The organism is Pseudarthrobacter sp. MEB009 (genome assembly GCF_030208875.1).
In the GTDB taxonomy this organism is placed as follows: Bacteria; Actinomycetota; Actinomycetes; order Actinomycetales; family Micrococcaceae; genus Arthrobacter.
Genome location: NZ_JARVTC010000020.1, coordinates 1 through 20,942, shown reverse-complemented (window position 1 = coordinate 20,942; position 20,942 = coordinate 1). Strand labels below are relative to the sequence as shown.

The following is a 20,942-nucleotide window of genomic DNA, read 5'->3' as shown; positions in this document are numbered from 1 at the left end:
GCTATTAAAGGAGATGCCATGTCCATCAACTCACCCGAATCGCTGCCGCCGCAGGACCCGGACAAGGACAAGGACAAGGACAAGGACCGTTCCGCGGGCAAAAAGGACGCGGACGACGGCGGGATCCCCGGCGGGAGCGACGGCGTAGGCATCGGTGCGGACACGGAACCCAACAGCTTTGAGCCCGAAGAGGACCCGGAAGCCACAGAGAAATCCTGACGGCGTCAGCCGGCTGTTGACGGAAGCCAGGCCGGGAGGGGCGGTGCAGCCCCCGGCCGGGGGCTCCCGGTTGCGTCGAGAGAACGGTTTATGTGGTGTGGGGACGGGCTGTTTGGGCGTTGAAGAGGGCTGCTGCTGTTGTGGCGTCATAGGTGGTGACGGTGAGGCTGTAGCCGTTGGGTCCGTGGACGCGGAGAGCTTCCCCGTTGCGGAAGATCAGGCCGATGGAGCTGGATCCTCCTACGCGGATGCCCCAGCCGAGGAACTCGGACAATCCGTGCACGTTGACTACCTCGGCGGCAGCTCCCGGGCTGGCCGGGACTGCGAAGCGGCCTAAGCCGAGGAGTGTGGTGCAGGTCAGGCCCTTGTGGTCGACGGTGATGGTCCATCGGCCGGTGGTAATCCCCAGCGCCAGTAATATCCCGCCAGGGATGGCCAGGCCCCAGACCGTTGTGGTGCTGCCAAGGATGATCAGGGTTAGCCCCGGTAAGCCGCCGCCGAGCAGACACACCCAGGCGGTGGTCGTGGTAGTCCACACGGCGAGCTCGTTGGGCTCCAACTCGAGGGCCGGAGTGGGTGTGGTGCCCGCGGCCGGGGTCGCGAGCGGGCGTCCGCCGGCGATGAGGGCTGTGAGGATTCCGTAGGCGAGGCTGAGCGCCGCGGTGACGCCCATGATGGTGCGTGGGTCGGGGGCAAGCTGTGGGTCCGTGAGCCCGACCTGGCCATTGAGCATGACCGGAAGCGACGCGGCAGTGAAGACGGCGATTCCTGCGAGGGCGGCGATGGAGATGCGCCGCCCCCATCCGGTGAGTTTGCCTGTCCACTTCAAGAACACCAGGAAGATCAGCACCCCCGCGGACGGAACAGCGAGGGAGAGCACTCCTTGCCAGAGTGGTGCGACGGTAATGACGTCCTGAGTGGACCAGTCCCATTTTTGGGCGACGGGCGACGGCAGCCGACCGCTCCAACTGAAGGTAAGGGCGAGGGCGCCGAGGAGCACTGCCGCTGTGGGTAGGAACGCGCCGAGCCAAAACCGTGGATCTGGTTCGGTCACCGAGCGGTGTGTTGTATCCGTCGTCATGAAGCTTTTCCCCTGTCGAGTCGTTGGCGGAACAGCGCAAGAGTCGTCTCGGTCGAGAGACCCAGGCCTGCGAGTTGTCGGGCTGCTTCGTCGAGAATCCGTGTGGCGTGTTCGCGGGATGCCGTTTCCGGTGCGGTCACAACAGCACCCCGTCCGCGGCGCAGCTCGATCAGGCCCTGCCCGCGCAGGTCCTGGTAGGCGTGTAGAACGGTATGCAGGCTTACGCCTAGCGATTCACCGAGCGCCTTTGCTGCCGGCAGCCGTTCCCCATCGACGAGTGAGCCCTCCAGGATTCCTTGACGGATCGCGCCGGCAATCTGCTCATGGAGGGGCGACGCGTTATCTGGCGTCAAACGGATCAGCATGCACCCATTCTATTATTATATTGCAACTATAACAATGCCCACCAGTGGTCGACTCGTTCACCCGGCTCCTCGAACAGTCAATGCCCGGCCGGGAGGACCAATGGCGGGAACTGGCCGGCCGGCACCACCTGAGCGAACCCGACCTGGATCGAAGCTGATTCCCTGACCGCCTTTCGCGTCCGGGGCCGGGACCGCAGGGGCCAGCTCCGGGGGCACGTCTGGAGTATTAGAAGGCGTAGGGCCCGAACCGGAAGATGGCCACCAGGAGCGCCAGGACACCTAGGACTGCGTTGACCATAACGTTGGGCTTTTCGCCGCGGCGGGCGTGGGTGATGGCCGCCCCCACCATCAGCAGGAACAACCCCGTTGCGGCCAGGGGAACCAGGACGGGGGCGACGTTGAGCAGCGCAGGCAGGACCAGCCCCAGCGCCGCGAGGACCTCCAAGCCGCCAATCCCTTTGACGGCTCCGGCGGAGAAGCCCTCCACCCAGCCTTGTCCGCCGGCGGCCAGCTTTGCTTGGGGCTGCGCAATTTTCATGGCTCCGGCGGCCAGGAAGGCCAGGGCGAGCAGTGCGGTGATGATCCAGAGGGTGATGTTCATGGTTTGTCCTTCGGGGGAGTGAGCGGGGCTGGGAAAAGCGGGAGTTAGGACCCCGTTGGGCGGGGGTTTTCGGCGAGCATCTCGCGGACCAGGGGGACTACTTTGCTGCCGTAAAGCTCCACGGCTTTCAGCCTGGCGCTGATGGGTTGGGTCCCGGCTGTGAAGATCAGGTCAAACCGGCCCACATCCATGGCTGCCGCGGTCCGGGCGATTTTCCTGGCCACAGTGTCCGGGGAACCGATGTACATGGAGCCGTGTTCGATCTCTGCGTCGAACTCTTCGCGGCGCACCGGCGGCCAGCCCCGGAGCGCTCCGATGCGGTCCCGGACCACTTTGTAGTGGGGCCAGAAGATCTCCTTCGCTTCATTGTCGGTATCGGCGATGAAGCCGGGGGAGTGCATCCCCACCGGCCAGGCGGTGGTGCCGAACTCTCCCGCCGACCGCTTGTAGAGGTCGATGAACGGGCTGAACCGCTCCGGCTGGCCGCCAATAATGGCCAGCATCAGCGGGAAGCCGTACTTTGCGGTCCGCACCACGGAGGCCGGCGTGCCGCCCACCCCCACCCAGGTCTTAAGGCCACCTTTGGTCTTGGGGTACACATCGGCGTCCACCAGCGGGGCCCGCGTGCTCCCGCTCCAGGTGACGGGTGCTTCCTTGAGGAGCCGGGCGAAAAGCTCGATCTTCTCCTCAAACAGGACGTTGTAGTCCTGCAGGTCGTACCCAAACAGCGGGAAGGACTCGGTGAAGGAACCCCGGCCCAGAATCACGTCCGCACGGCCGTTGGAGAGCGCATCAACGGTGGCAAAACGCTGGAAGACGCGCACCGGATCATCTGAGCTGAGCACAGTCACCCCGGAGCCCAGACGGATCCGCTTGGTAACGGTGGCCATTCCGGCCAGGACCGTTTCCGGGCTCGAGACCGAATACTCCGGGCGGTGGTGCTCGCCCACTGTGAAAACGTCCACGCCCAGCTGGTCGGCGAGGACCGCTTCATCCACCAGCTGGCGGATGGACCTGGCATGGCTGACGGGCTTACCGGCGTCGTCCAGGGGAACGTCGCCGAAGGTGTCCAAACCAAAAATCATGAAGTCACGCGCCCTTTTAATTGATACGTCAATTAGTTAATTGACGCGTCAATCATCACCCCACTATGCTTGACATGTCAAGCAACGAGGAGGGCGCGTGGATCAGAACGGCATACAGGGGCGTCGGGGCCCCACGGCAGGCGAGCTGGCAGTTTGGCGTGAGTACGTGGAAACCAGTGAGGTGGTCCGCCAGATGATGGCGGCCGGGCTGCAGGCCACTTCGGGTATCTCCCCGGGCGACTACGGAGTGCTGCTGGCTCTCAGCGAGGCGGAGGAGGGCAGGCTACGGTCCTCGGTCCTGGCGGAGGCCATTGGCTGGGAGCGGAGCAGGCTGTCCCACCACCTGGGCCGGATGGAAAGCCGCGGCCTCATCCACCGCAAAAAATCCGGCAATGACAGCCGCGGCGCCGTGGTGGAGCTTGCCGATGAGGGTGCCCGCCTCTTCCGGGCCTCATCGGCCCCGCATCTGCGCCTGATCCGCCAGCTGTTCGTCGATGCCCTCACCCCCGACGACCTGGCGGACCTCGGCAGGATTACCGGCAAACTGCGGAACCACCTTTCCGGGCCGGACGGTGAAACCAGGTCCCAGTGAGTGGCCAGTGCAGCAGCTGGCCCCACAACAACCTCTGTTCAGTTCTGTGCAGACCGGTGTCCCCGGAACCTGGCCGCAGCTAGTGTTCCCTATCTGGACCATCCAGCGCAGGTAACTCAACGAGGAGATTCCCATGGCCAACGCCACGTTCAACCGCCGCCGGCTACTGCAGGCATCAGGCGCCGGGAGCCTCGCCGCTGTCTTCGCCGCGCTGGCCGACGGCACTGCCATGGCTGACTCCGGCCGGCTGGCCGCGGACAGCCCTGCCATCACCGACCTGGGACCCGCAGTGGTCCAGTTCTCCCTGATGAGTTCGTTACTGGTAGGCGACACGGTCTACATCGGCTCCCGCAACCTGAATCCGGCACGGATCGTAGGGTTCCACCTTCCCACCGGGACCATCACCGCACGGACCGACCTCGGTTCGGGTTACAGCATCCAGGCGCTTGCGGCGGACGCCACAGGCCGGTACCTGTACGCGGGCGTCCTCCGTGATGGGATCGACGGCAAACCGAACATCTACCGCTGGGACCTTGGCACACCGGACCTGCCCGCGGTAGGCGTGGCCGAGACCGGAGACCGTGACATCCGTGCCCTTGCAGTCGCTCCGGATGGCAGGGTCTACGCCGCAGGCGGCGGCCAGACCACCAATCCGCCGGCCTTGTGGGAGTACGATCCCGGCACCGGCGCCACCACCAGCTGGGGTGTTCCGGACCCGGGAGCCACTATTGCCCAAGCCATCGCTGCCACGGCAAGCACCGTCTATTTCGGAACCGGCAGCACCCTGGGCGGTGGAAGTGGTTCGAGCCCCGCCCGGCTGTTCGCTTTTGACCGGGCCACAAGGATGTCAGCGAACATCCTGCCGGCGGACGTCGCCACCGGCGTGTCCGTAACCTCCTTGAACGTTCTCGATGGACAGCTCGGCGTTGGCGTCAAGGGACCGGGAAAGTCCGTGCTGATCAATCTGTCAGACCACACCGACTACACCGTTATACCCAAAACCGGAGTGATGTTCCGGCAACTCGGAAACCAGGTGTTCTTCGTCAAGGAGCCCGGTGTCTGGGCCTACAACACCGGAACCAAGAAGATCACCCAGATCCTCACCGAGGACGTGGGAGCCATCTGGGGACTGGATGTCTTCGGATCCCAAGCGGTGGCTGGTTCGTCCTACGACGTCATCAGCATCAACCCGGCCACAGCCACCGCGCTGAAATACGACCTCGCCGGAGCAGGAGCCCCGGGCGGTCCGCAGCTGTGCATGGGACTGGCCGCGGGTGCGGGCGACGTCTACGTTGGCGGCACCGGCACCATCGCGCGGCACCAGGCAGGCCCGGCGGCGGTGTCCTATCTCCGCGCCACCGGCGAGGCCAAGGACGCTGTTGTTGTGGGTGGCATCCTTTACACCGGGCAATACAACTCACGGGGAATCTACGCCTACGATCCCGCCACCGGGCAGCTTCCGCACCAGGTTGCCGCGCTGCCGGCAGGCCAGAACCGGCCGCTCGACATCTGCTGGGACGCCACGAACGGTTTGGTTCTTGCAGGCGCCCAGAACGATACCGGCGGCGGCGGCTGCTTCGCCGCCTACAACCCTGCCACTGGCCAGGTGACCACCAAGGTCAATCCCATTGACACCCTCCAGATGGTGCGCGCTGTTGCGACGAAGGACGGTGTTGCCTACCTCGGCGGTGACAACATCTACGGCACCGGTCCCCGCAGCACAGTAGTGGCGTGGGACCCAACCACCAACCAGGAGCTGTGGCGCCTGGACCCGGGCCAGACGTCAGGGGTGGCAGCCCTGGCGATCCAGGGCCGTTACCTTTACGGCATGTCCCGCCGGGCAGCCGGTTTGTTTGTCATCGACCTGGAAACCCGGGCGCTGGTCCATACCGGCGACCTCCGCAGCGTGTGCACCGATTTCGGCGCCCTAACGGTCAGCAGGGGGATGGTTTACGGAGTCTCCGACACCACCGTGTTCCGGATCGACCCGGCGACTTTCGCCGTCTCCGTGGTGGTGGCGGGGATCAACGGCGGCTGGTACAGCGGACCGCACATCACAGCTGACGAGCAAGGGGCGCTCTACACGCTCCGCGGCCCCAACCTCGTCCGGATTGATGACGGCGCAGCCGTGCAGGGCCTGCGGCGGCAGGGAAGTGGCCGGTGAGGGCCACTTCCCTGCGCGACATTGCCTAACCGGTGGCTGCCAGCGCTGCTCCGGCCGAGCCGATAGGCAGTCCGGGCGGGACCAGCCGGACGCGGCGGCCCAGGCCCAGGCCGGCGATAAAGGGGGACAGGCCGGCAGTGCGGGCCAACTCCCTGTGGATGCCCTCGAGCAGGGGTTCGCCCAACGCGTTTAAACCACCGCCGATGTAGATCACGGCAGGATCGACGGAGAGGCCCAGGACACGGATTGCAGCAGCTGCACCCCGGAAAAACCTGTCCTGGACCGCAACCGCCAGCGGCTCACCAAGCAATGCGTGCTCAAAGAGCGACACTGCGGGGAATTCGCCGTCACCGGTCCACTGGCGGGCGATGCCTGAGCCGGAAGCGATCAGTTCCAGGCAACCGGTCTGGCCGCAGGGGCAGGGCTCCTGCGTGATGCCCAGGGGGAGGTGGCCAATCTCGCCGGCCGCCCCGGCCGCCCCCCGCACCAGGCCACCATTGCTGATCAACCCTGCAGCAAGGCCCGTCCCCAGGTTCAGGTAGGCGCTGGACCCCTGGTCCGCACAGGTCCGGTCGGAGAGCAGGTGGTGGGCGCCCAGAGCAGCGGCATTCACATCGTTTTCCACGTGGACCTTTAACCCGAGCCCGGCTTCCGCCAATGCACCCAGCTCCAGTTCCGCCACGCCGATGTTCACTGCGTTTGATACCTTCCCCGTTGCCGGATCCACGGCCCCCGGGACCCCGATTCCCAGCCCGGCCAGCCGGTACGGGGCCAGGATTTCGGCCTCCCGGAGTTCGGCAACTGCCGCGAAGAGCGTTCGAAGCACACCGCTGTTGCCTTGGCCGGTTGGCCGCCGCAGCGAGCAGAGGACGGTGTTGTGTTCGTCGATTGCCACCGCTTCGGTTTTGGTCCCGCCGATGTCCACCCCGATCCGCATGGACCCCGCAGCGGGCTGCACCGCCCCGGTTCCCCGGGGCATCACGGCTTCCGGGGGTGGTCGTCAATGCGGACCAGGTTGCGGCCACGCATCGTGTACAGGTACCCGTTTTCATCGTTGGTGATGTGGGACCCGCTGTACCACCCGCCGTCGGTATCGGCGAGGACGGTGGACACCTCGAAGGACTTGGGGTCGAAGCGGAACACGTTGGTATCCGAGACCCCATAGATGACGCCCCTGTTGGCCACCAGGGCCCCAAAACCGTAGGAGAGGGAGCTGATGTCTGCCCGGTGGACCACCTTCCGGGTGGGGATGTCCAGGACAAAGAGGCCGCCCTTGCGCGTGAGCCCATACAGGTTGCGGCCCTGCACGGCGAGGGCTGCCAGCCCCGCGCCGGACCCGGCATCGAGGCGCCACAGTTCGCGGCCGGCCGCCGGGTCGAAGGCGACAACGGTGCCGGCTCCGTCCAGGGTTGGCAGCCCGCCACCCAGGAACGCGACACCATCCCTGGTGGCCACGGCGCGCAGGAGCTGGCGGTTGTCGATCGGGTTGATGAAGCACTGCTTTGCCCCGGTGGCGGGGTTGTACGTCCAGAAGGACCCCCCGCCCTCCGTATCGGACTGCGCCGCCACCAGCACAAGCCGGTTGACCTCGTCCCAGCAGACGTCAAGCGGCCGGTTCTGCGCGCCCGGGAAATCGGCGGCCTGGTGGATCGGCTGGCCACTGAGCGGATCGTACGTCCAGATGCCCTGCGAGCTGTACTGGCCCGTGTAGAGGACACCGCCCACAATGACGGCGTCCTTGGCCTCACCCGGGGCGTTCAGGTTGGCCACCCCGCCGGTGGCGAGCGAGTGACGGGCGATCACTCCGTTCCCCCCGACGTAGGCGTAACCCGCGCCTGCGGCAATGCCCATGACCGTCTGGGGAGTGGCGGAGGCCCCGGCTTCGCCAAGGTCGGTGACGACCATGGTTCCCGTGCCGGGATCGATCTCGGCCACGAAGCCGTAACCCGAGGTGGCCAGGATCCTGTTGTTCCGTGCGTCCACACCCCAGATCTCGCCGAGGGACGGGCCGTTGAGTGTCAGCTGGGCGATCGAATTCGTGGCGGGTGAAAAGGTGCACAGGCCGGTTTCGTTGGCGAAGTACACCTGGTCGCCGATGCTGGTGAAGTTCTTGGCGGTCTTGCCGATGGACGTGGCCACCGAGTAGGAGGACGGGTTGGCCAAGTCCAGCAACGCGATTTTGGACTGCTGCGTGGACGCGGCGGAACCGACCAGGAGCTTGTCTCCAAGGATGGCCAGTTCACGGATGCTGGGATCGGCCAGCATCTCCGCAGGGGTGACCTGCGCGAAGGTTTGGGTGGCGCGGCTGTAGGCGTAGAGGCACGCGCGGCCCGCACTGCCGCCGCCATTGAGGGTACTGCCGGCGCCGAAGAACACGGTGGCGTCCGTTGCCGCAACCGCGCGGGCCAGGGTGGCGCCGGCGTCGGGAATGCCCAGGTTGCTGACCTGGCCGGTGGCGGGGTTGTACTCCCACAGCGCTGGCGCGCCCGGGTTGCCGCCGCCCACTGCGTAGAGCCGTCCGTCGGGTGACACGCTGAGGTCGCGCACGTCGCGGTCGCCGATCTGGCCGATCGGTGTTGCCGGCGCGGACAGGGTGGCCAGGTCCCAGCGGTAGAGGTTCGGCTGTGGGCCGCCGGACTTCTGCAGGACACCGGCGTACAAGTAGCGGCCGGCCGGATCGGCGGCCAGGGTCTGGATGCTGTAGCCCGTGGCCACCACGGTCTCACCCACTACTTTGCCCGTAGGCACGTGGAAGGCGACGATCCGGACGGGATCGAGATTGCGGGACCCGATGTAGGCGATGTCGCCCACCAGGAGGGAACTCATCAGCGAGAACTGGACCACTGCCGGTCCGAGGTCGGTGATTTCGGTGCTGCCGGCCTTCGCCGGTGCTGCGGTGGCGGGCCCGGATGCGGTCAGGCCCAACGCTGCGGCCAGGCCGGCTGCGCCGCCCGCCTGGAGGACGGAACGCCTGCTGGGATGGGAGATCTGCATTGAACTTCCTTTGTTTTGAAGGGGAGGTGAAGGGCAGAGGCGGGGGCCGCCGTCGTACTTTTTTGCGCGCCGATAACAGGGCCGGTGGTACCGGCCATGATGCGGACGACGGCGGCGGGGTGGGTCAGGCGGTGAAGGCCAGGTCTTCGTCCTGGACGGGGAAGCGCAGCGGCTCACCTTGGGAAATGCGCTGGGCCTCGGCAAGGGCCGTGGCCGCCAGCCGTTCCAACTCGGTGCCGAGGGACCCGGCGAGGTGCGGGGTGAGCAGGACGTTGGGGTTGGCGTAGAAACGCGAGTCCGGGGGCAGGACCCAGGGTGTGGTGACGTCCAGGACGGCAAAAAGTTCGTGCCGTTCCAACCGGGCCAAAAGGGCTTCCTGGTCCACCAGCTCTCCGCGGGCGGTGTTAATGAACGTGGTTCCGGTGCGCATTCGCGCAATGAGTCCGGCGTTGACCAGGTCCAGCGTGGACGGCAGCGAGGGAGCATGCAGCGACACCACGTTGCTGGTCTCCATCAGTTCCTCGAGCCCTACCGCCCTCACGCCCAGGACCTTGGCCTCATCAGCGGACAGGAACGGATCGGCCACCACAATGTCCAGTTCGAACGGCTGGAGCAGACGGATGACATGCCTGCCGATTTTTGATGCGCCAATGATGCCCACCCGTTTGCCGTAGTTGCCCATGTCCGGAAACAGGCCATCCGGTTCCACCGGTGCCTTCTCGCGGTGCAAGGTGCCCGCGATCTGCAGGACCCGTTTGTTGGCGAGCAGGATCATGGCCAGCGTGTATTCCGCTACGGGGATGGCGTTGGCTTCAGCTGCCGTGCTGACCTGGACACCGCGGGCCCAACAGGCACCGTCAACATGGTTTTTGACCGTGCCGCCGGCATGCAGGATGTGGCGCAGGCGCGGTGCGGCATCCAAAACGGTTGCATCCACCCTTGCGCAGTTCCAGCCGGTGAGGAGGATATCTGTCTCGGCCAGTAACGCCAGCGAACGCCGGGAGCTGAATTCCTCCATGGGTTCATGGTTCAGGAGCCGCAGGCCTGCCGGCAGGGATTCCAGGTGCCCGGCCGAGAAGATCCGGGACGCGACGCCGGGGCCCATGGCCAGGGCGACGTTCAGTGTTTCCCTGCTCATTTGACGGCTCCTGTGGTTAGTCCGGACTTCCAGAAACGCTGCAGCATGATGAAAGCCACCAGCAACGGAATGATGGAGAGCAATGATCCGGTGATCACCAGGGGAACAAACTCGGGCTGGGGGACGGCGTAGCCCTGCCAGATGGAGATGCCCACGCTGACCGGGAGGAGTTGCTGGTCCTGCAGCATCACCAGGGGAAGCATGAAGTTGTTCCACACGCCCACGAACTGGAACAGGGCGATGGTGATGTAGCCCGGCATCATCATGGGCAGGCCAAGGGCGAAGAAGGACCTGATGGGACCGGCGCCGTCCACCCGTGCTGCCTCCAGCGTTTCCGAGGGAACATAGGATGCGGCGTAGACGCGGGCCAGGTACACGCCGAAGGGGTTGCAGAGGACCGGGATCAGGGCCGCCCAGATGGTGTTGGTCATGCCCACCACCGAGGCGAGCAGATACATGGGGAGCACTGTCGCCGTATTGGGGATCAGCACACCCACCAGCACAAACCCGAACAGCGAGTCCTTCCAGCGGAAGTTGAACTTGTCGAACGCGTAGCCGGCCATCACGGAGATGAGGCTGCCCACTACGGCGCCGACGCCGGCGTAAAGGATGGAGTTGGCCATCCAGCGGAAGAACACTCCGCCGTCCTGGGCCGCCACGGCGGCGATGTTCTCGAACAGGGCAAAGTTGCCCAGGGCGTAGGCGCTGGTGCCGTAAAGGTCCGCAGCGTTTTTGGTGGAGGCGAACAGGAGCCAGAGGACCGGGACCACCATATAGAGGGAGCCCACCACCAGCAGCCCGTTGACCGTCAGCTTGCTGGCAAAACCTCCGTGGCCTGCCACGGTGTCCTGACGCTGGGCGGGTTTCCTTGGCATGGTCCTGGGCGTCTTGGTCCGGAGGGCGGGAAGGGTCTTTGTGCTCATGATTTGTTCATCCTGGAACTGAAGCGGGTGACCACCAGGGAAAGGAACGCAGCGAGTGCGGCGATGATGATCGAGGCAGCCGCAGCCTGGTTGAGGTTGTGCCGGATGAAGGCCGCGTCGTAGGCCCACATGTTGGGCACCCAGGTGCTGGTGATGGACGGGGTGGCCTTGGCGATGATGGAGGGTTCGGTGAAGAGCTGCAGGGTGCCGATGATGGTGAAGAGCATAATGACGCTCAGCGCGGGCAGGATGAGCGGGAACTTGATGCTCACGGCGGCCCGGATTTCCCCTGCCCCGTCCACCCGGGCGGCTTCCAGGATTTCCCGTGGGACGGCCTGCAGTGCGGTGAAGAGGATGATGACGTTGTAGCCCGTCCACTCCCAGACACCGATATTGACGATCGCCGGCAGGACCATGTGGGCATCGAGGAAGTTGACCTGGATCCCGCCGCCCTGGAGCGCCTGGACCACAGGGCTGATGCCCGGCGTGTACAGGTAGGCCCAGATGAGGGCGGCGATTACGCCGGGTACGGCGTGGGGCAGGAAGACGAGCAGCTGGAACAGCTTCCGTGCCCGCGCCACGGTGGCGTCAAGGAGGAGCGCGAACACAACGGCGCCGCCCACCATGCAGGGAATGTAGATCGCGCAGTACAGGCCAAGCCGGGCAATGCCGGTGACGAAGGACTCGGATTCAAGGACCTGCAGGTAGTTCTCGAAGCCAACGAAAGAGGTTTTGGCTTCCCCGAAGCCAAGTCCGGACTTCTGCTGTGCGTAGAAACTGAGCACGATGGCGTAGATGACCGGGGCCACCATGGCGATTGCAAAGACGGCAAAAAACGGGACGAGGAAGAGGGCTGCTGTCCGCCCGCCCGTGCCGGAGGCGGTACTGCGCCTGCGCTGCGGTGCAGCGGGCTGCGGAACAGCAGTAGGGGCCTGTATGGCCATGATGATCTCCTAAACTGGCTGGGCTGCCTCCGGAGAGGCAGCCCAGGGGCGAAGCTACTGTTTGACGGAAAGTCCGGCCTGTTCCAGCCCGGCCACGGTGGCCTTCTGGGCGGTATCAAGCGCTGTGGGGACCGTGCCGCCGGTGCCGAGGTTGCCGTAGGCGTCTTTGAGCGCGGTGTTGGTGAGGTCCCAGCTGGGGCCCCACTGCCAGCCCGGGCTGACGGTGGCGTAGGCCTTTTCGAACACGTCGTAGATGTCGTTACCGAAGTAGCTGGCGTCGTAGGCCTGCTGCGCTACCGGTGTCAGGCCGGGATAGGCCAGGAAGGCGGAACCCGTGTTCCCCCGGGCCTTGATGGCTTCCTGGTTGGTGGTGAGGAACTCGACGAACTTGGCTGCAGCTGCCGGGTTCTTGCTGCTTTTGGTGACATTGAAACTGGATCCACCAAAGAAGGCGCCTGCCGGGGTGCCCCAGTTGGGCATTTCGGCGGCGATCCACTGCCCCTTTTGGCCGCTGGCCTCTGTCCGTTTCTGGATCCCGGTGGCGCTCCAGTTGGCACCGATGACGCCCACAACCGTGCTGTTGGCCAGGTCCAGGCTCCACTCGTCGCTGAAGGCCTGGCTGACCTTGACCAGTTTGTTGTCAATGAGCTTCTGCCAGTAGCCGGCCACCTTCCGGGTGGCCTCGTCGTTCACCCCCACCTCCCAGCTGTCGTCAGAGGTGCCGAACCACTTCGCACCTGCCTGCCAGGCCAGACCGGCTGTTGCCGGGACCTGGTTGGGGTTGAAGCTTGCCAGGTAGGAGTCCGGGGCAACGGCTTTCAGCTTCTTTGCCGCATCCTCGAATTCCTGCCAGGTCCTGGGAACCTCCACCCCGGCCTTGGCCAGCATGTCCTGGCGGTAGTACATCACCATCGGAGCCGCGTCATACGGCAGGCCGTAGGTCTTGTCGCCGAACTGGACCATGCTCCGGATCTCGCCGGCGAGCTTGTCCACGGTGGCTGACTTGTCGATCAGGCCGTCCAGGGGCTGCACCTGCCCGTTGCTGACGAACTGCGGCAGCTGGGGGTATTCGATGGTGGAGACATCGGGGCCGTTCCCTGCCGTGATGGCGGTGGACAGCTTGGCATAGCCGCCGCTGTCGGCGTTGGGGATCGTTTCAAACGTGACTTTGATCTTGCTTTGGCTCGCGTTGAACGCTGCAGCCACCTTGTCCATGCCGGCCAGTGATGACCAGAAGGTGATGCTGCCTGACGGGTCTGCAGCGGGTGTGGGGGCAGTGGATGTGCCGGGCCCGGTTCCGCAGGCTGCCAGCAGCAGTGCGCTGCTGGCCAGGCTGGCGGCCCCGACGAGAAGATTGCGACGCTTCATTGTTCTCCTTTGAAATCCACGATGCGAAGGTGGGATGTGGCCGGTGCCACATGGTGTATTTCAATGAAACACGCAAAGTTGAACAAAGCCAACGAACTGAACAGTAGTGAACATCGGTGGATGTTCGCTTCTTTGCCGACCAGGATCCTGCGTCCTGATCAGCTGGCCGTGGAGTCCCTGACCACCAGGGTGGGGGAGAGAATGACGCGCTGCAGGGCCAGGCTCGAAACCCGCCGCGGGCCCAGCCGGTTCAGGCACATCTGCACCCCGTGGTACCCGACGTCGAATTTTGGCGGGGCCACCGCGCTCATGGGGACGCTGCCGAAAGAGGCGATCTCGTCGTCGTACGCCACCAGCGCCAGGTCCCCCGGAACGTGGAGCCCCCGCGCCTCGCACAGGTCAGCAAACATCAGCGCGTCCTCGTCGTTGTGGACGATCGCGGCCGTGGCGCCGGCGTCGGTGAAACTGCCAACAATGCTGTCCAGCTCGTGGCGGAGCGTCTCAGGATCGGTGGCCGAGAGGGTGATGGCGCGGGTCATGGCAGGATCATGCGGCAGGCCCGCAGCCTGCATCGCCTTGCGATACCCTTCGCTGACCGGTGAGGACGTGGGGCTGCTTTCGCGGACACAGAGCGCTATTTTCCGGTGCCCCAGCGATACCAGGTGGTTGACGGCGAGTTCGGCCCCGCGGGCGTGGTCGCTGCGGACCGACTCCAGCCGGCCCTCATCCAGCACCCCGTCAATGGAGCGTTCGATGATCACCACGGGCACGTCTGCTGAGGCCAGGAGGTCCAGGGTGGGGGTGCCCGCCAGCGACTCGCCGCTGGGGGTCACCAGGAGCCCGTCCACGCCGCTCTTGAGCAGCCGCTGGATTTGGCGCTGCTCCTCGGCGGCAGAGTAGTTCGAGACGCCCAGAACCAGCCGGACGCCCAGCTCCTGGGCGGCGGCCTCGGCGCCCCTGATGATCCCCGGAAAGTAATACCGGGCGGTGGGTACGATCATGCCGATGGTGGCCAGCGGGCGCTGCTTCGCCGGGATCGGCGCGTTGCGGCCGGCCGGAGCCATGGTTCTTCCCTCGCGGTTTGAGGGGGCGTTGTTTCCCCGACCCTGGCCGGCAGGACTCCGGGCCGGTCCGGCCAAGGCAACAGCCCCGCCGTGGACCCGCTGCAGCAGGCCCTGGGCGTCGAGTAACGCCAGGTCACGCCGCACTGTCATCCCGGAGATCCCCATCCGCCGCGCAAACTCGGCTGCGTTGATTGACCCCCGGAGCGCCAGCTCACGCAGGATCTGGTTCTGCCTGTCATCAGTCAGCACGTGCACACCCCTCTGTGTTTATTTTTGTTCGTATTGTTCACAATGAACTACACCCAACATACGGTGGGGAGTCAAGCAGCCCGCTCAACAGGAGGAATGAACCATGGCAGAGGCGTTACTGCGCCCGGGACTCTGTTCCGTGACCCTCCGCGCGGTGGATATTGATGCCGTGGCCCGAACCGCCGCCGCTGCCGGGCTGGCCGGGATTGAATGGGGATCGGATGTCCATGTCCACGACGCCGGCTCGGCAGCCGGTGCGCGCAGCGCAACGCTGGCCGCCGGGCTGCGCGTTATGTCCCTGGGGTCCTACTACCGGGCCGGGTCGTTCGGTAATTTTGCGGACGTTCTGGCCCTCGCCACGGAACTCGGCGCACCCAGGATCCGGATCTGGGCCGGGGACGCAGGCTCTGCTGATGCCACAGCTGCACAGTGGGACGGCGTCATCGAGGATACCCATCGGGTCGCCGCGCTGGCTGCGGCGCGGGGCGTCAGCCTGGCCTTCGAATACCACGGCGGCACCCTGACGGATTCCCCGGAAACCACCTTGGACCTTCTCCACCGGGTGGACCGGCCCGGCGTGGGTACCTACTGGCAGCCCGCGGTCGGCCTGACGGACCAGGCGGCCCTCGCATCCCTTCGGCTGGTCCTGGACCACGTGGTTGGGGTCCACGCTTTCTCCTGGTGGCCCGCCACCGAGCGGCTTTCGCTGGTTGCGCGAAGCAACCTGTGGCAGGGTGCGGTGGACATCCTCAGGTCAGCCAACAGGGACCTGGAGATCATGCTGGAGTTTGTGGCGGGGGACGCGCCGGAGAACGTCATCGCGGATGCTGCGGCTCTGCACGGCCTGCTGGCCGCCACCCCGTCGGCGGATACGTCCATCAGCCAGGACGAAGCAGGAGAACCTGGCCGAATTTTCCTGCCGCACCCCACCTCAACACCCAGCCTGCGGTCGTAAACTGACCTTCGGTTCATTGCGAGCCTGAGTCTTTTTGAGGACCGTTGGATGCTGTGGAAACTGCTTGTTGAATACCTGCGGCCGCACCGCAGGCTGCTGGCCGCCGTCGTCGTTTTCCAGCTGGCGCAGTCCATTGCGTCGCTGTACCTGCCCACCCTGAACGCGGACATCATCGATGAGGGTGTGGCGAAGGGCGATACCGGGTTCATCCTGGGACTGGGCGCGGTGATGCTGGTGATCACGCTGGCGCAGATCGCCTGCTCCATCGTCGCCGTGTACTTCGCGGCCAAAGCGGCCATGGGTGTGGGCCGTGACCTCCGCGGCGCCATCTTCACCAGGGTAGGTGAATTCTCCGAGCAGGAAGTCACCAGATTCGGGGCTGCCAGCCTGATCACCCGGTCCACCAACGACGTCCAGCAGGTCCAGCAGCTGGTGCTGATGAGCGCCACCATGCTGGTGACGGCGCCCATGCTGAGTATCGGCGGGGTGGTCATGGCGGTCCGGCAGGACGTCCAGCTGTCCTGGCTGATTGCCGTCAGTGTCCCGGTGCTGCTGATCGCCGTGGGCCTGATCACCATGCGGATGGTGCCGCTGTTCCGGCAGATGCAGAAGCGGATCGACACCGTGAACCGGGTGCTCCGCGAGCAGCTCACAGGCATCCGGGTGGTGCGTTCCTTTGTCCGGGAGGACATCGAGACGGCCCGGTTTGCCCGCGCCAACGAGGACGTGACGGACACGGCGTTGCGGGCCGGCCGGCTGATGGCGCTCGCATTCCCGGTGGTGATGCTGGTGCTGAACGTCTCGAGTGTGGCGGTGATCTGGTTCGGGTCCTTCCGGATCCAGGACGGGTCCATGCAGGTGGGCACCCTCATCGCCTTCCTGAGCTACCTGATGCAGATCCTGATGTCCGTTATGATGGCCACGTTTATGGCCGTGATGATTCCGCGGGCGGCGGTGTCCGCGGACCGGATCGGCGAGGTGCTGGGCACCACGTCCAGCGTCCGGCCGCCTGCCCGGCCCATGGACCGCCGGGAACGGCAGGATGGTGTGCGGGGCGCGGAACTGGAAATGGCCGACGTCGGCTTCTCCTACCCGGGTGCCGAGCAGCCGGTCCTGTCCGGGATCAGCTTCACCGCGCGGGCGGGGCAGACCACGGCGATCATCGGCAGCACCGGGGCCGGGAAGACCACGCTGGTGAACCTGATGCCCCGGCTCTTTGACGCCACGTCCGGGTCCGTGCGGATGGACGGCGTGGATGTGCGTGAACTGCATCCGGACCAGTTGTGGGGGCACATCGGCCTGGTGCCGCAGCGGCCCTACCTGTTCAGCGGCACGGTGCGCAGCAACCTGCAGTACGGCAAGCCGGACGCCAGCGAGGAGGAGTGCTGGGCAGCGCTGGAAACGGCGCAGGCGCGGGACTTTGTGGAACGGATGGAGGGCGGGCTGGATGCGCCCATCAGCCAGGGCGGCACCAACGTTTCCGGCGGGCAGCGGCAGCGGCTGGCCATTGCGCGGGCGCTGGTGAAACGGCCCGAGCTGTTCATTTTTGATGACTCGTTTTCCTCGCTGGACACCGGCACGGACGCCCGGCTGCGGCAGGCGCTGCACCGGAACACCGCCGGCGCCACGCTGGTGGTCATCGCCCAGCGGGTCTCCAGCATTGTGGACGCGGACCAGATTTTAGTGCTCGACGACGGCACGATCGTGGGGCGCGGAACGCACAGTGAGCTGCTGGCGAACTCGGAGACGTACCGGGAGATTGTTTCCTCCCAGCTCTCGGCGGAGGAGGCGGTCTGAGCCCGGCGCCGATGTCCGGCACTGGCGGATCCTGGCTGGCTGTGGCCCGGTGCGAGGCACCCGACGCCCAGGGAACCCTGCGAACTTGGTCCGTAGACCGAAAAGCTGCCACCGCCTTTGGGCTCCCGCCCATATTTTGGGGGCGCCCGCCTCGGTAGCATGAGGTGTCCGGACAGAGCCGTCCGGCCAGTTCGACGCAGAAGGAAACCCATGGCAGCGGTGACGGTGGACGACATCCTCTCGGATCTCCCCGTGGGTTTCGCCACCCTGGTCCTCAGGCCTGTCCCGGCCGGCTCCGCCATTGAACGGTTCCTGATCGTGGACGCCGATGATGAGACGTCCGACGGCGGCGCGGCCTTTGTGCTGCTGATCGGTGTCCGCGGCCGGTCGGCCCTGCCCGCGCTGCGGCGGCTGGTGAAGAATCCTCCGCCGGTGATTGCCGTTAAGGGCAACCGGGACGAGCTGATCGAAGCCGAAGAGCTGCTCCGCGATGCGGGCACCGGCCTGCTCCTGGTGGATCCGTCGGCTGACTGGGACCGCCTGCTGTCCATCGCCAAGGACCGGATCCAGCCCCGCAGCTACCAGAGCGAAGTGCTGACCCTGCTGGAAGAGGATCTGTTTGCAATCGCCCAGACCACGGCCCGGCTCACCTCCAGCCACGTGCTCATCGAAGACGCCGCCAACAAGGTGCTGGCCTACTCCACTGTTTCCAACGACATCGATGAGCTGCGCAAGGCTTCCATCCTTACCCGGCGCGGTCCGCGGAAATATGAACTGCTGCTCAAGGACCTGGGCGCGTACCGGGAACTGCACCGGACCCGGCTGCCGGTGCGGGTGCCGGCCCGGCCGCAGGACGGGCTGCGGGAACGCGTGGCCATCACGCTGTTCGCCGGGGACCGGATCATGGGGTACATCTGGCTCCAGGAAACCGGGGCGGGGTTCGGCGCGGACGTTGACTATGTCCTCAACGGATCCGCCGCCAGGGCCTCGGCCGAGCTGATCCGCTACCGCAACCAGCAGTCCGTGCACATGCGCGAAGACCGGGTGGCCCGGATCCTGTCCGGCCCGGCGGAAGCCGCGGCCAGCGCCCACAGCGAGAAGATCCCCGCTGACCGTCCGGCGGCCTTGATCCTGTTGGGGATCTCTGATGCCGAGGCGCAGGCCGACGACGCGGCGCTGAAGCACGGCGAGCTGGCCAACCTGGCATCCATTCATGCCGCCGCGTACAAAGCCTCCGCGATCGTGGGCCAGTTCAAGGGCGACACCGCGGTGATTGTCCCTGGCCTGCAGTCCGCCGCCGCGGAACTTGGGCTGCGCAGCCTGGCTGAATCGATCGTCCGGGACGCTGGCAAGCACCTTGGCCTCCGGCCGTTCGCCGCCGTGGGTCCGGTGGTCCCGGACCTGCTGTCGCTGCACTCAACCACCCGTATCACCGGGGCCCTGCTTGGCTGCGTCGGCACGTCCCGGGACGCGCACGTTGCCAGCGTGGACGACTTTGAAGCCGAAATCCTCTTCCGCGAAGCAGTCCACAATTTCACGTCCTCAACGTTCCGTCACCGCAGCCTTTCCGCGTTGCTGCGCGAAGGCGGGGAACTTGCCGAAACCCTGCACGCATATTTTGAGGCAGCCCTTGATGTGGCAGCGTGCGCCGCCAGGATGAAGCTCCACAAAAACACCGTCTATTACCGGATCAGCAAGGCATCCCGCCTGACCGGCCTGGATTTTGGCAACCCCCGGGATGCGTTGGTGGCCCTGCTCCACATCCAGGAATGGGCCGGCACACACAAAGAACTTTTAGGCAGGAAATGACCACCGCACTCGAGGCACCTCCGTTGGGCCCGTTACTGGACGACATTGTCCGCAGCCACACGCCGCAACGGGAGAGCGGTTCAGTCCCGGCCAGCATCCCGCACCTGGCGGCGGTACCGTTCAACAGGTTCGGGATCGCGGTTGCCACCACGTCCGGTGAGCTGTTCAGTTCCGGCGATGCCTGCGTTCCGTTCTCCATCCAAAGCATCTCCAAGGTGTTCACCCTGGCCATGGCCCTCCGGGGGGACGGCCCGGGAACCTTGTGGTCCCGCGTGCTCCGGGAGCCGTCCGGTACCCCGTTCAACTCCCTGGTCCAGCTGGAAGTGGAGCATGGCATCCCGCGGAACCCTTTTATCAACGCCGGCGCCCTGGTGGTGACGGACCACCTGATGAAGGAAACGCCCGACGCCGCCACCCGGCTGTTGCGGTTCCTCACCGCAGAGGCGGGCAGCGAGAGGCCGTTCATCGATGAGGAGGCTGCGGCCAGCGAGCTTTCCAGCAGCAGCCGCAACTTGGCCCTGGCGCATTTCCTCAAGGATTTTGGCAACCTGGCGCGGCCGGCGGAATCAGTGGTGGAGAACTATGTCCGGCAATGCTCCATCATGATGAGCTGCGTGGAACTCGCCAAAGCGGGGCTTTTCCTGGCCCGCGACGGCCACGGGGCCCACGGCCCCGTGGTCTCTCCCAGCGAAGCGAAACGCATCGGCTCCATCATGCTCACCTGCGGCATGTATGACGCCGCCGGGGAGTTCGCCTACCGGGTTGGCCTGCCCGGAAAAAGCGGCGTGGGCGGCGGGATCCTGGTGATTGTGCCAGGCGAATGTGCCATCTGCGTCTGGAGCCCCCGGCTGGACGCTAAGGGCAATTCGCTGGCCGGCACCGCCGCCCTGGCCGACCTTTCGGACCGCACCGGCTGGTCCGTGTTTTAAACGCCGGGCTGCGCAGCCCCGCAACTACTTTCCCCCCCCACAACGCTTCACCATCACCCCACCGAAAGGATCACCCATGCCTATCAACCCCAAAGACGAGGTTGTTCAGGAGCGCAGCGCTGTCCCCGACCACCTGATTGATGGTGGCCATGCCCATGCGACCGAGTCGTCCCTGCACGCTGAGGACACGGGTTACCACAAGAACCTGAAGCCGCGGCAGATCCAGATGATCGCCATTGGCGGTGCGATCGGTACCGGCCTGTTCCTGGGTGCCGGTGGCCGCTTGGCCGAGGCCGGCCCGTCGCTGGTGATCGCCTACGCGGTGTGTGGTTTCTTCGCGTTCCTGATCCTGCGTGCCCTGGGCGAACTCGTGCTGCACCGGCCCTCGTCCGGTTCCTTCGTTTCCTACGCCCGGGAGTTCTTCGGCGAAAAAGCCGCGTTTGTTTCCGGCTGGTTCTACTGGATCAACTGGGCCACCACCACCATCGTGGACATCACCGCCGCCGCGATCTACATGAACTTCTTCGGCAACTACGTCCCCTGGATGGGTGCGGTCCCGCAGTGGGCCTGGGCCCTGATCGCCCTGGTGGTGGTCCTGGCCCTGAACCTGGTCTCGGTGAAGGTCTTTGGCGAGATGGAATTCTGGTTCGCCCTGATCAAGGTCG

The 20,942-nt window shown here is 65.7% G+C and carries 19 protein-coding genes; 8 read left to right on the top strand and 11 right to left on the bottom strand.

The window, feature by feature from the left end; all coding sequences use genetic code 11:
- Positions 1-18: 18 nt before the first annotated feature.
- Entirely contained in the window at positions 19-219 is a 201-nt protein-coding gene (locus tag QRN07_RS18505; RefSeq protein WP_056598450.1) for a hypothetical protein, read from the top strand.
- Between the two features lie 88 nt (positions 220-307).
- Here QRN07_RS18505 and QRN07_RS18500 read toward each other — a convergent pair whose 3' ends face one another.
- The 4 genes from QRN07_RS18500 to QRN07_RS18485 all read right to left on the bottom strand — a co-directional run bounded on the left by QRN07_RS18500 (position 308) and on the right by QRN07_RS18485 (position 3,351).
- Positions 308-1,300 carry a hypothetical protein gene (locus tag QRN07_RS18500; RefSeq protein ID WP_285241853.1) on the bottom strand — a complete coding sequence of 331 codons (993 nt, stop codon included), beginning with the start codon at positions 1,298-1,300 and terminating at the stop codon, positions 308-310.
- On the bottom strand, positions 1,297-1,665 hold the full coding sequence (locus QRN07_RS18495) for a GntR family transcriptional regulator (protein ID WP_050685010.1): 369 nt from the start codon (positions 1,663-1,665) through the stop codon (positions 1,297-1,299). Before QRN07_RS18495 ends, QRN07_RS18500 begins: the two co-directional genes overlap by 4 nt.
- A 226-nt stretch (positions 1,666-1,891) precedes the next feature.
- Positions 1,892-2,266: a DoxX family protein gene (locus QRN07_RS18490; RefSeq protein ID WP_050685009.1), complete on the bottom strand. Its 375-nt coding sequence runs from the start codon at positions 2,264-2,266 to the stop codon at positions 1,892-1,894.
- A gap of 44 nt (positions 2,267-2,310) precedes the next feature.
- Complete coding sequence (locus QRN07_RS18485; protein WP_285241852.1) at positions 2,311-3,351, bottom strand: LLM class flavin-dependent oxidoreductase; 1,041 nt, start codon at positions 3,349-3,351, stop codon at positions 2,311-2,313.
- Positions 3,352-3,448: 97 nt separating this feature from the next.
- Between QRN07_RS18485 and QRN07_RS18480 the strand changes: the two genes are divergently transcribed.
- Together QRN07_RS18480 and QRN07_RS18475 are read left to right on the top strand one after the other, a co-directional pair.
- Positions 3,449-3,943: a MarR family winged helix-turn-helix transcriptional regulator gene (locus QRN07_RS18480; RefSeq protein WP_235504692.1), complete on the top strand. Its 495-nt coding sequence runs from the start codon at positions 3,449-3,451 to the stop codon at positions 3,941-3,943.
- 133 nt (positions 3,944-4,076) lie between these two features.
- Positions 4,077-6,107: an outer membrane protein assembly factor BamB family protein gene (locus tag QRN07_RS18475; protein ID WP_285241851.1), complete on the top strand. Its 2,031-nt coding sequence runs from the start codon at positions 4,077-4,079 to the stop codon at positions 6,105-6,107.
- 25 nt (positions 6,108-6,132) lie between these two features.
- Here the strand turns inward: QRN07_RS18475 and QRN07_RS18470 are convergent, their stop codons facing one another.
- The 7 genes from QRN07_RS18470 to QRN07_RS18440 all read right to left on the bottom strand — a co-directional run bounded on the left by QRN07_RS18470 (position 6,133) and on the right by QRN07_RS18440 (position 14,787).
- Positions 6,133-7,086, bottom strand: coding sequence for an ROK family protein (locus QRN07_RS18470; protein ID WP_285241850.1), 954 nt, complete (start codon positions 7,084-7,086; stop codon positions 6,133-6,135).
- Positions 7,086-9,101: an outer membrane protein assembly factor BamB family protein gene (locus QRN07_RS18465; protein WP_285241849.1), complete on the bottom strand. Its 2,016-nt coding sequence runs from the start codon at positions 9,099-9,101 to the stop codon at positions 7,086-7,088. The genes QRN07_RS18470 and QRN07_RS18465 overlap by 1 nt, the downstream gene beginning before the upstream one ends.
- Before the next feature lie 124 nt (positions 9,102-9,225).
- Positions 9,226-10,239 (bottom strand): hydroxyacid dehydrogenase, encoded by a 1,014-nt coding sequence (locus QRN07_RS18460; RefSeq protein WP_285241848.1) that lies wholly within the window; start codon positions 10,237-10,239, stop codon positions 9,226-9,228.
- Positions 10,236-11,162, bottom strand: coding sequence for a carbohydrate ABC transporter permease (locus QRN07_RS18455; RefSeq protein ID WP_285241847.1), 927 nt, complete (start codon positions 11,160-11,162; stop codon positions 10,236-10,238). Before QRN07_RS18455 ends, QRN07_RS18460 begins: the two co-directional genes overlap by 4 nt.
- Positions 11,159-12,106: a carbohydrate ABC transporter permease gene (locus QRN07_RS18450; protein ID WP_285241846.1), complete on the bottom strand. Its 948-nt coding sequence runs from the start codon at positions 12,104-12,106 to the stop codon at positions 11,159-11,161. Before QRN07_RS18450 ends, QRN07_RS18455 begins: the two co-directional genes overlap by 4 nt.
- Positions 12,107-12,160: 54 nt before the next feature.
- Positions 12,161-13,474 carry an ABC transporter substrate-binding protein gene (locus QRN07_RS18445; RefSeq protein ID WP_285241845.1) on the bottom strand — a complete coding sequence of 438 codons (1,314 nt, stop codon included), beginning with the start codon at positions 13,472-13,474 and terminating at the stop codon, positions 12,161-12,163.
- Positions 13,475-13,632: 158 nt separating this feature from the next.
- Positions 13,633-14,787, bottom strand: a complete 1,155-nt coding sequence (locus QRN07_RS18440) for a substrate-binding domain-containing protein (RefSeq protein WP_285241844.1) — start codon at positions 14,785-14,787, stop codon at positions 13,633-13,635.
- A 103-nt stretch (positions 14,788-14,890) separates the two neighbouring features.
- On the opposite strand from QRN07_RS18440, the gene QRN07_RS18435 reads away from it, so the two are divergent.
- From QRN07_RS18435 to QRN07_RS18415, 5 genes are all read left to right on the top strand, one after another.
- Positions 14,891-15,742: a sugar phosphate isomerase/epimerase family protein gene (locus QRN07_RS18435; RefSeq protein ID WP_285241843.1), complete on the top strand. Its 852-nt coding sequence runs from the start codon at positions 14,891-14,893 to the stop codon at positions 15,740-15,742.
- A gap of 48 nt (positions 15,743-15,790) precedes the next feature.
- Positions 15,791-17,539 (top strand): ABC transporter ATP-binding protein, encoded by a 1,749-nt coding sequence (locus QRN07_RS18430; protein ID WP_285241842.1) that lies wholly within the window; start codon positions 15,791-15,793, stop codon positions 17,537-17,539.
- Positions 17,540-17,749: 210 nt separating this feature from the next.
- Positions 17,750-19,348: a PucR family transcriptional regulator gene (locus tag QRN07_RS18425; protein WP_285241841.1), complete on the top strand. Its 1,599-nt coding sequence runs from the start codon at positions 17,750-17,752 to the stop codon at positions 19,346-19,348.
- Positions 19,345-20,277, top strand: a complete 933-nt coding sequence (locus tag QRN07_RS18420) for a glutaminase (protein WP_285241840.1) — start codon at positions 19,345-19,347, stop codon at positions 20,275-20,277. Before QRN07_RS18425 ends, QRN07_RS18420 begins: the two co-directional genes overlap by 4 nt.
- Before the next feature lie 76 nt (positions 20,278-20,353).
- On the top strand, positions 20,354-20,942 hold a 589-nt coding region (locus QRN07_RS18415; protein WP_285241839.1), incomplete at its 3' end, for an amino acid permease.

Excerpts from the sequence above, each read along its gene's own strand:
- QRN07_RS18455 (WP_285241847.1), bottom strand. The coding sequence starts at position 11,162 with ATGAGCACAAAGACCCTTCCCGCCCTCCGGACCAAGACGCCCAGGACC.
- QRN07_RS18505 (WP_056598450.1), top strand. The coding sequence starts at position 19 with ATGTCCATCAACTCACCCGAATCGCTGCCGCCGCAGGACCCGGACAAG.
- QRN07_RS18475 (WP_285241851.1), top strand. The coding sequence starts at position 4,077 with ATGGCCAACGCCACGTTCAACCGCCGCCGGCTACTGCAGGCATCAGGC.
- QRN07_RS18465 (WP_285241849.1), bottom strand. The coding sequence starts at position 9,101 with ATGCAGATCTCCCATCCCAGCAGGCGTTCCGTCCTCCAGGCGGGCGGC.
- QRN07_RS18430 (WP_285241842.1), top strand. The coding sequence starts at position 15,791 with ATGCTGTGGAAACTGCTTGTTGAATACCTGCGGCCGCACCGCAGGCTG.
- QRN07_RS18495 (WP_050685010.1), bottom strand. The coding sequence starts at position 1,665 with ATGCTGATCCGTTTGACGCCAGATAACGCGTCGCCCCTCCATGAGCAG.
- QRN07_RS18445 (WP_285241845.1), bottom strand. The coding sequence starts at position 13,474 with ATGAAGCGTCGCAATCTTCTCGTCGGGGCCGCCAGCCTGGCCAGCAGC.
- QRN07_RS18425 (WP_285241841.1), top strand. The coding sequence starts at position 17,750 with ATGGCAGCGGTGACGGTGGACGACATCCTCTCGGATCTCCCCGTGGGT.
- QRN07_RS18435 (WP_285241843.1), top strand. The coding sequence starts at position 14,891 with ATGGCAGAGGCGTTACTGCGCCCGGGACTCTGTTCCGTGACCCTCCGC.
- QRN07_RS18450 (WP_285241846.1), bottom strand. The coding sequence starts at position 12,106 with ATGGCCATACAGGCCCCTACTGCTGTTCCGCAGCCCGCTGCACCGCAG.
- QRN07_RS18460 (WP_285241848.1), bottom strand. The coding sequence starts at position 10,239 with ATGAGCAGGGAAACACTGAACGTCGCCCTGGCCATGGGCCCCGGCGTC.
- QRN07_RS18500 (WP_285241853.1), bottom strand. The coding sequence starts at position 1,300 with ATGACGACGGATACAACACACCGCTCGGTGACCGAACCAGATCCACGG.
- QRN07_RS18420 (WP_285241840.1), top strand. The coding sequence starts at position 19,345 with ATGACCACCGCACTCGAGGCACCTCCGTTGGGCCCGTTACTGGACGAC.
- QRN07_RS18485 (WP_285241852.1), bottom strand. The coding sequence starts at position 3,351 with ATGATTTTTGGTTTGGACACCTTCGGCGACGTTCCCCTGGACGACGCC.
- QRN07_RS18470 (WP_285241850.1), bottom strand. The coding sequence starts at position 7,086 with ATGCCCCGGGGAACCGGGGCGGTGCAGCCCGCTGCGGGGTCCATGCGG.
- QRN07_RS18490 (WP_050685009.1), bottom strand. The coding sequence starts at position 2,266 with ATGAACATCACCCTCTGGATCATCACCGCACTGCTCGCCCTGGCCTTC.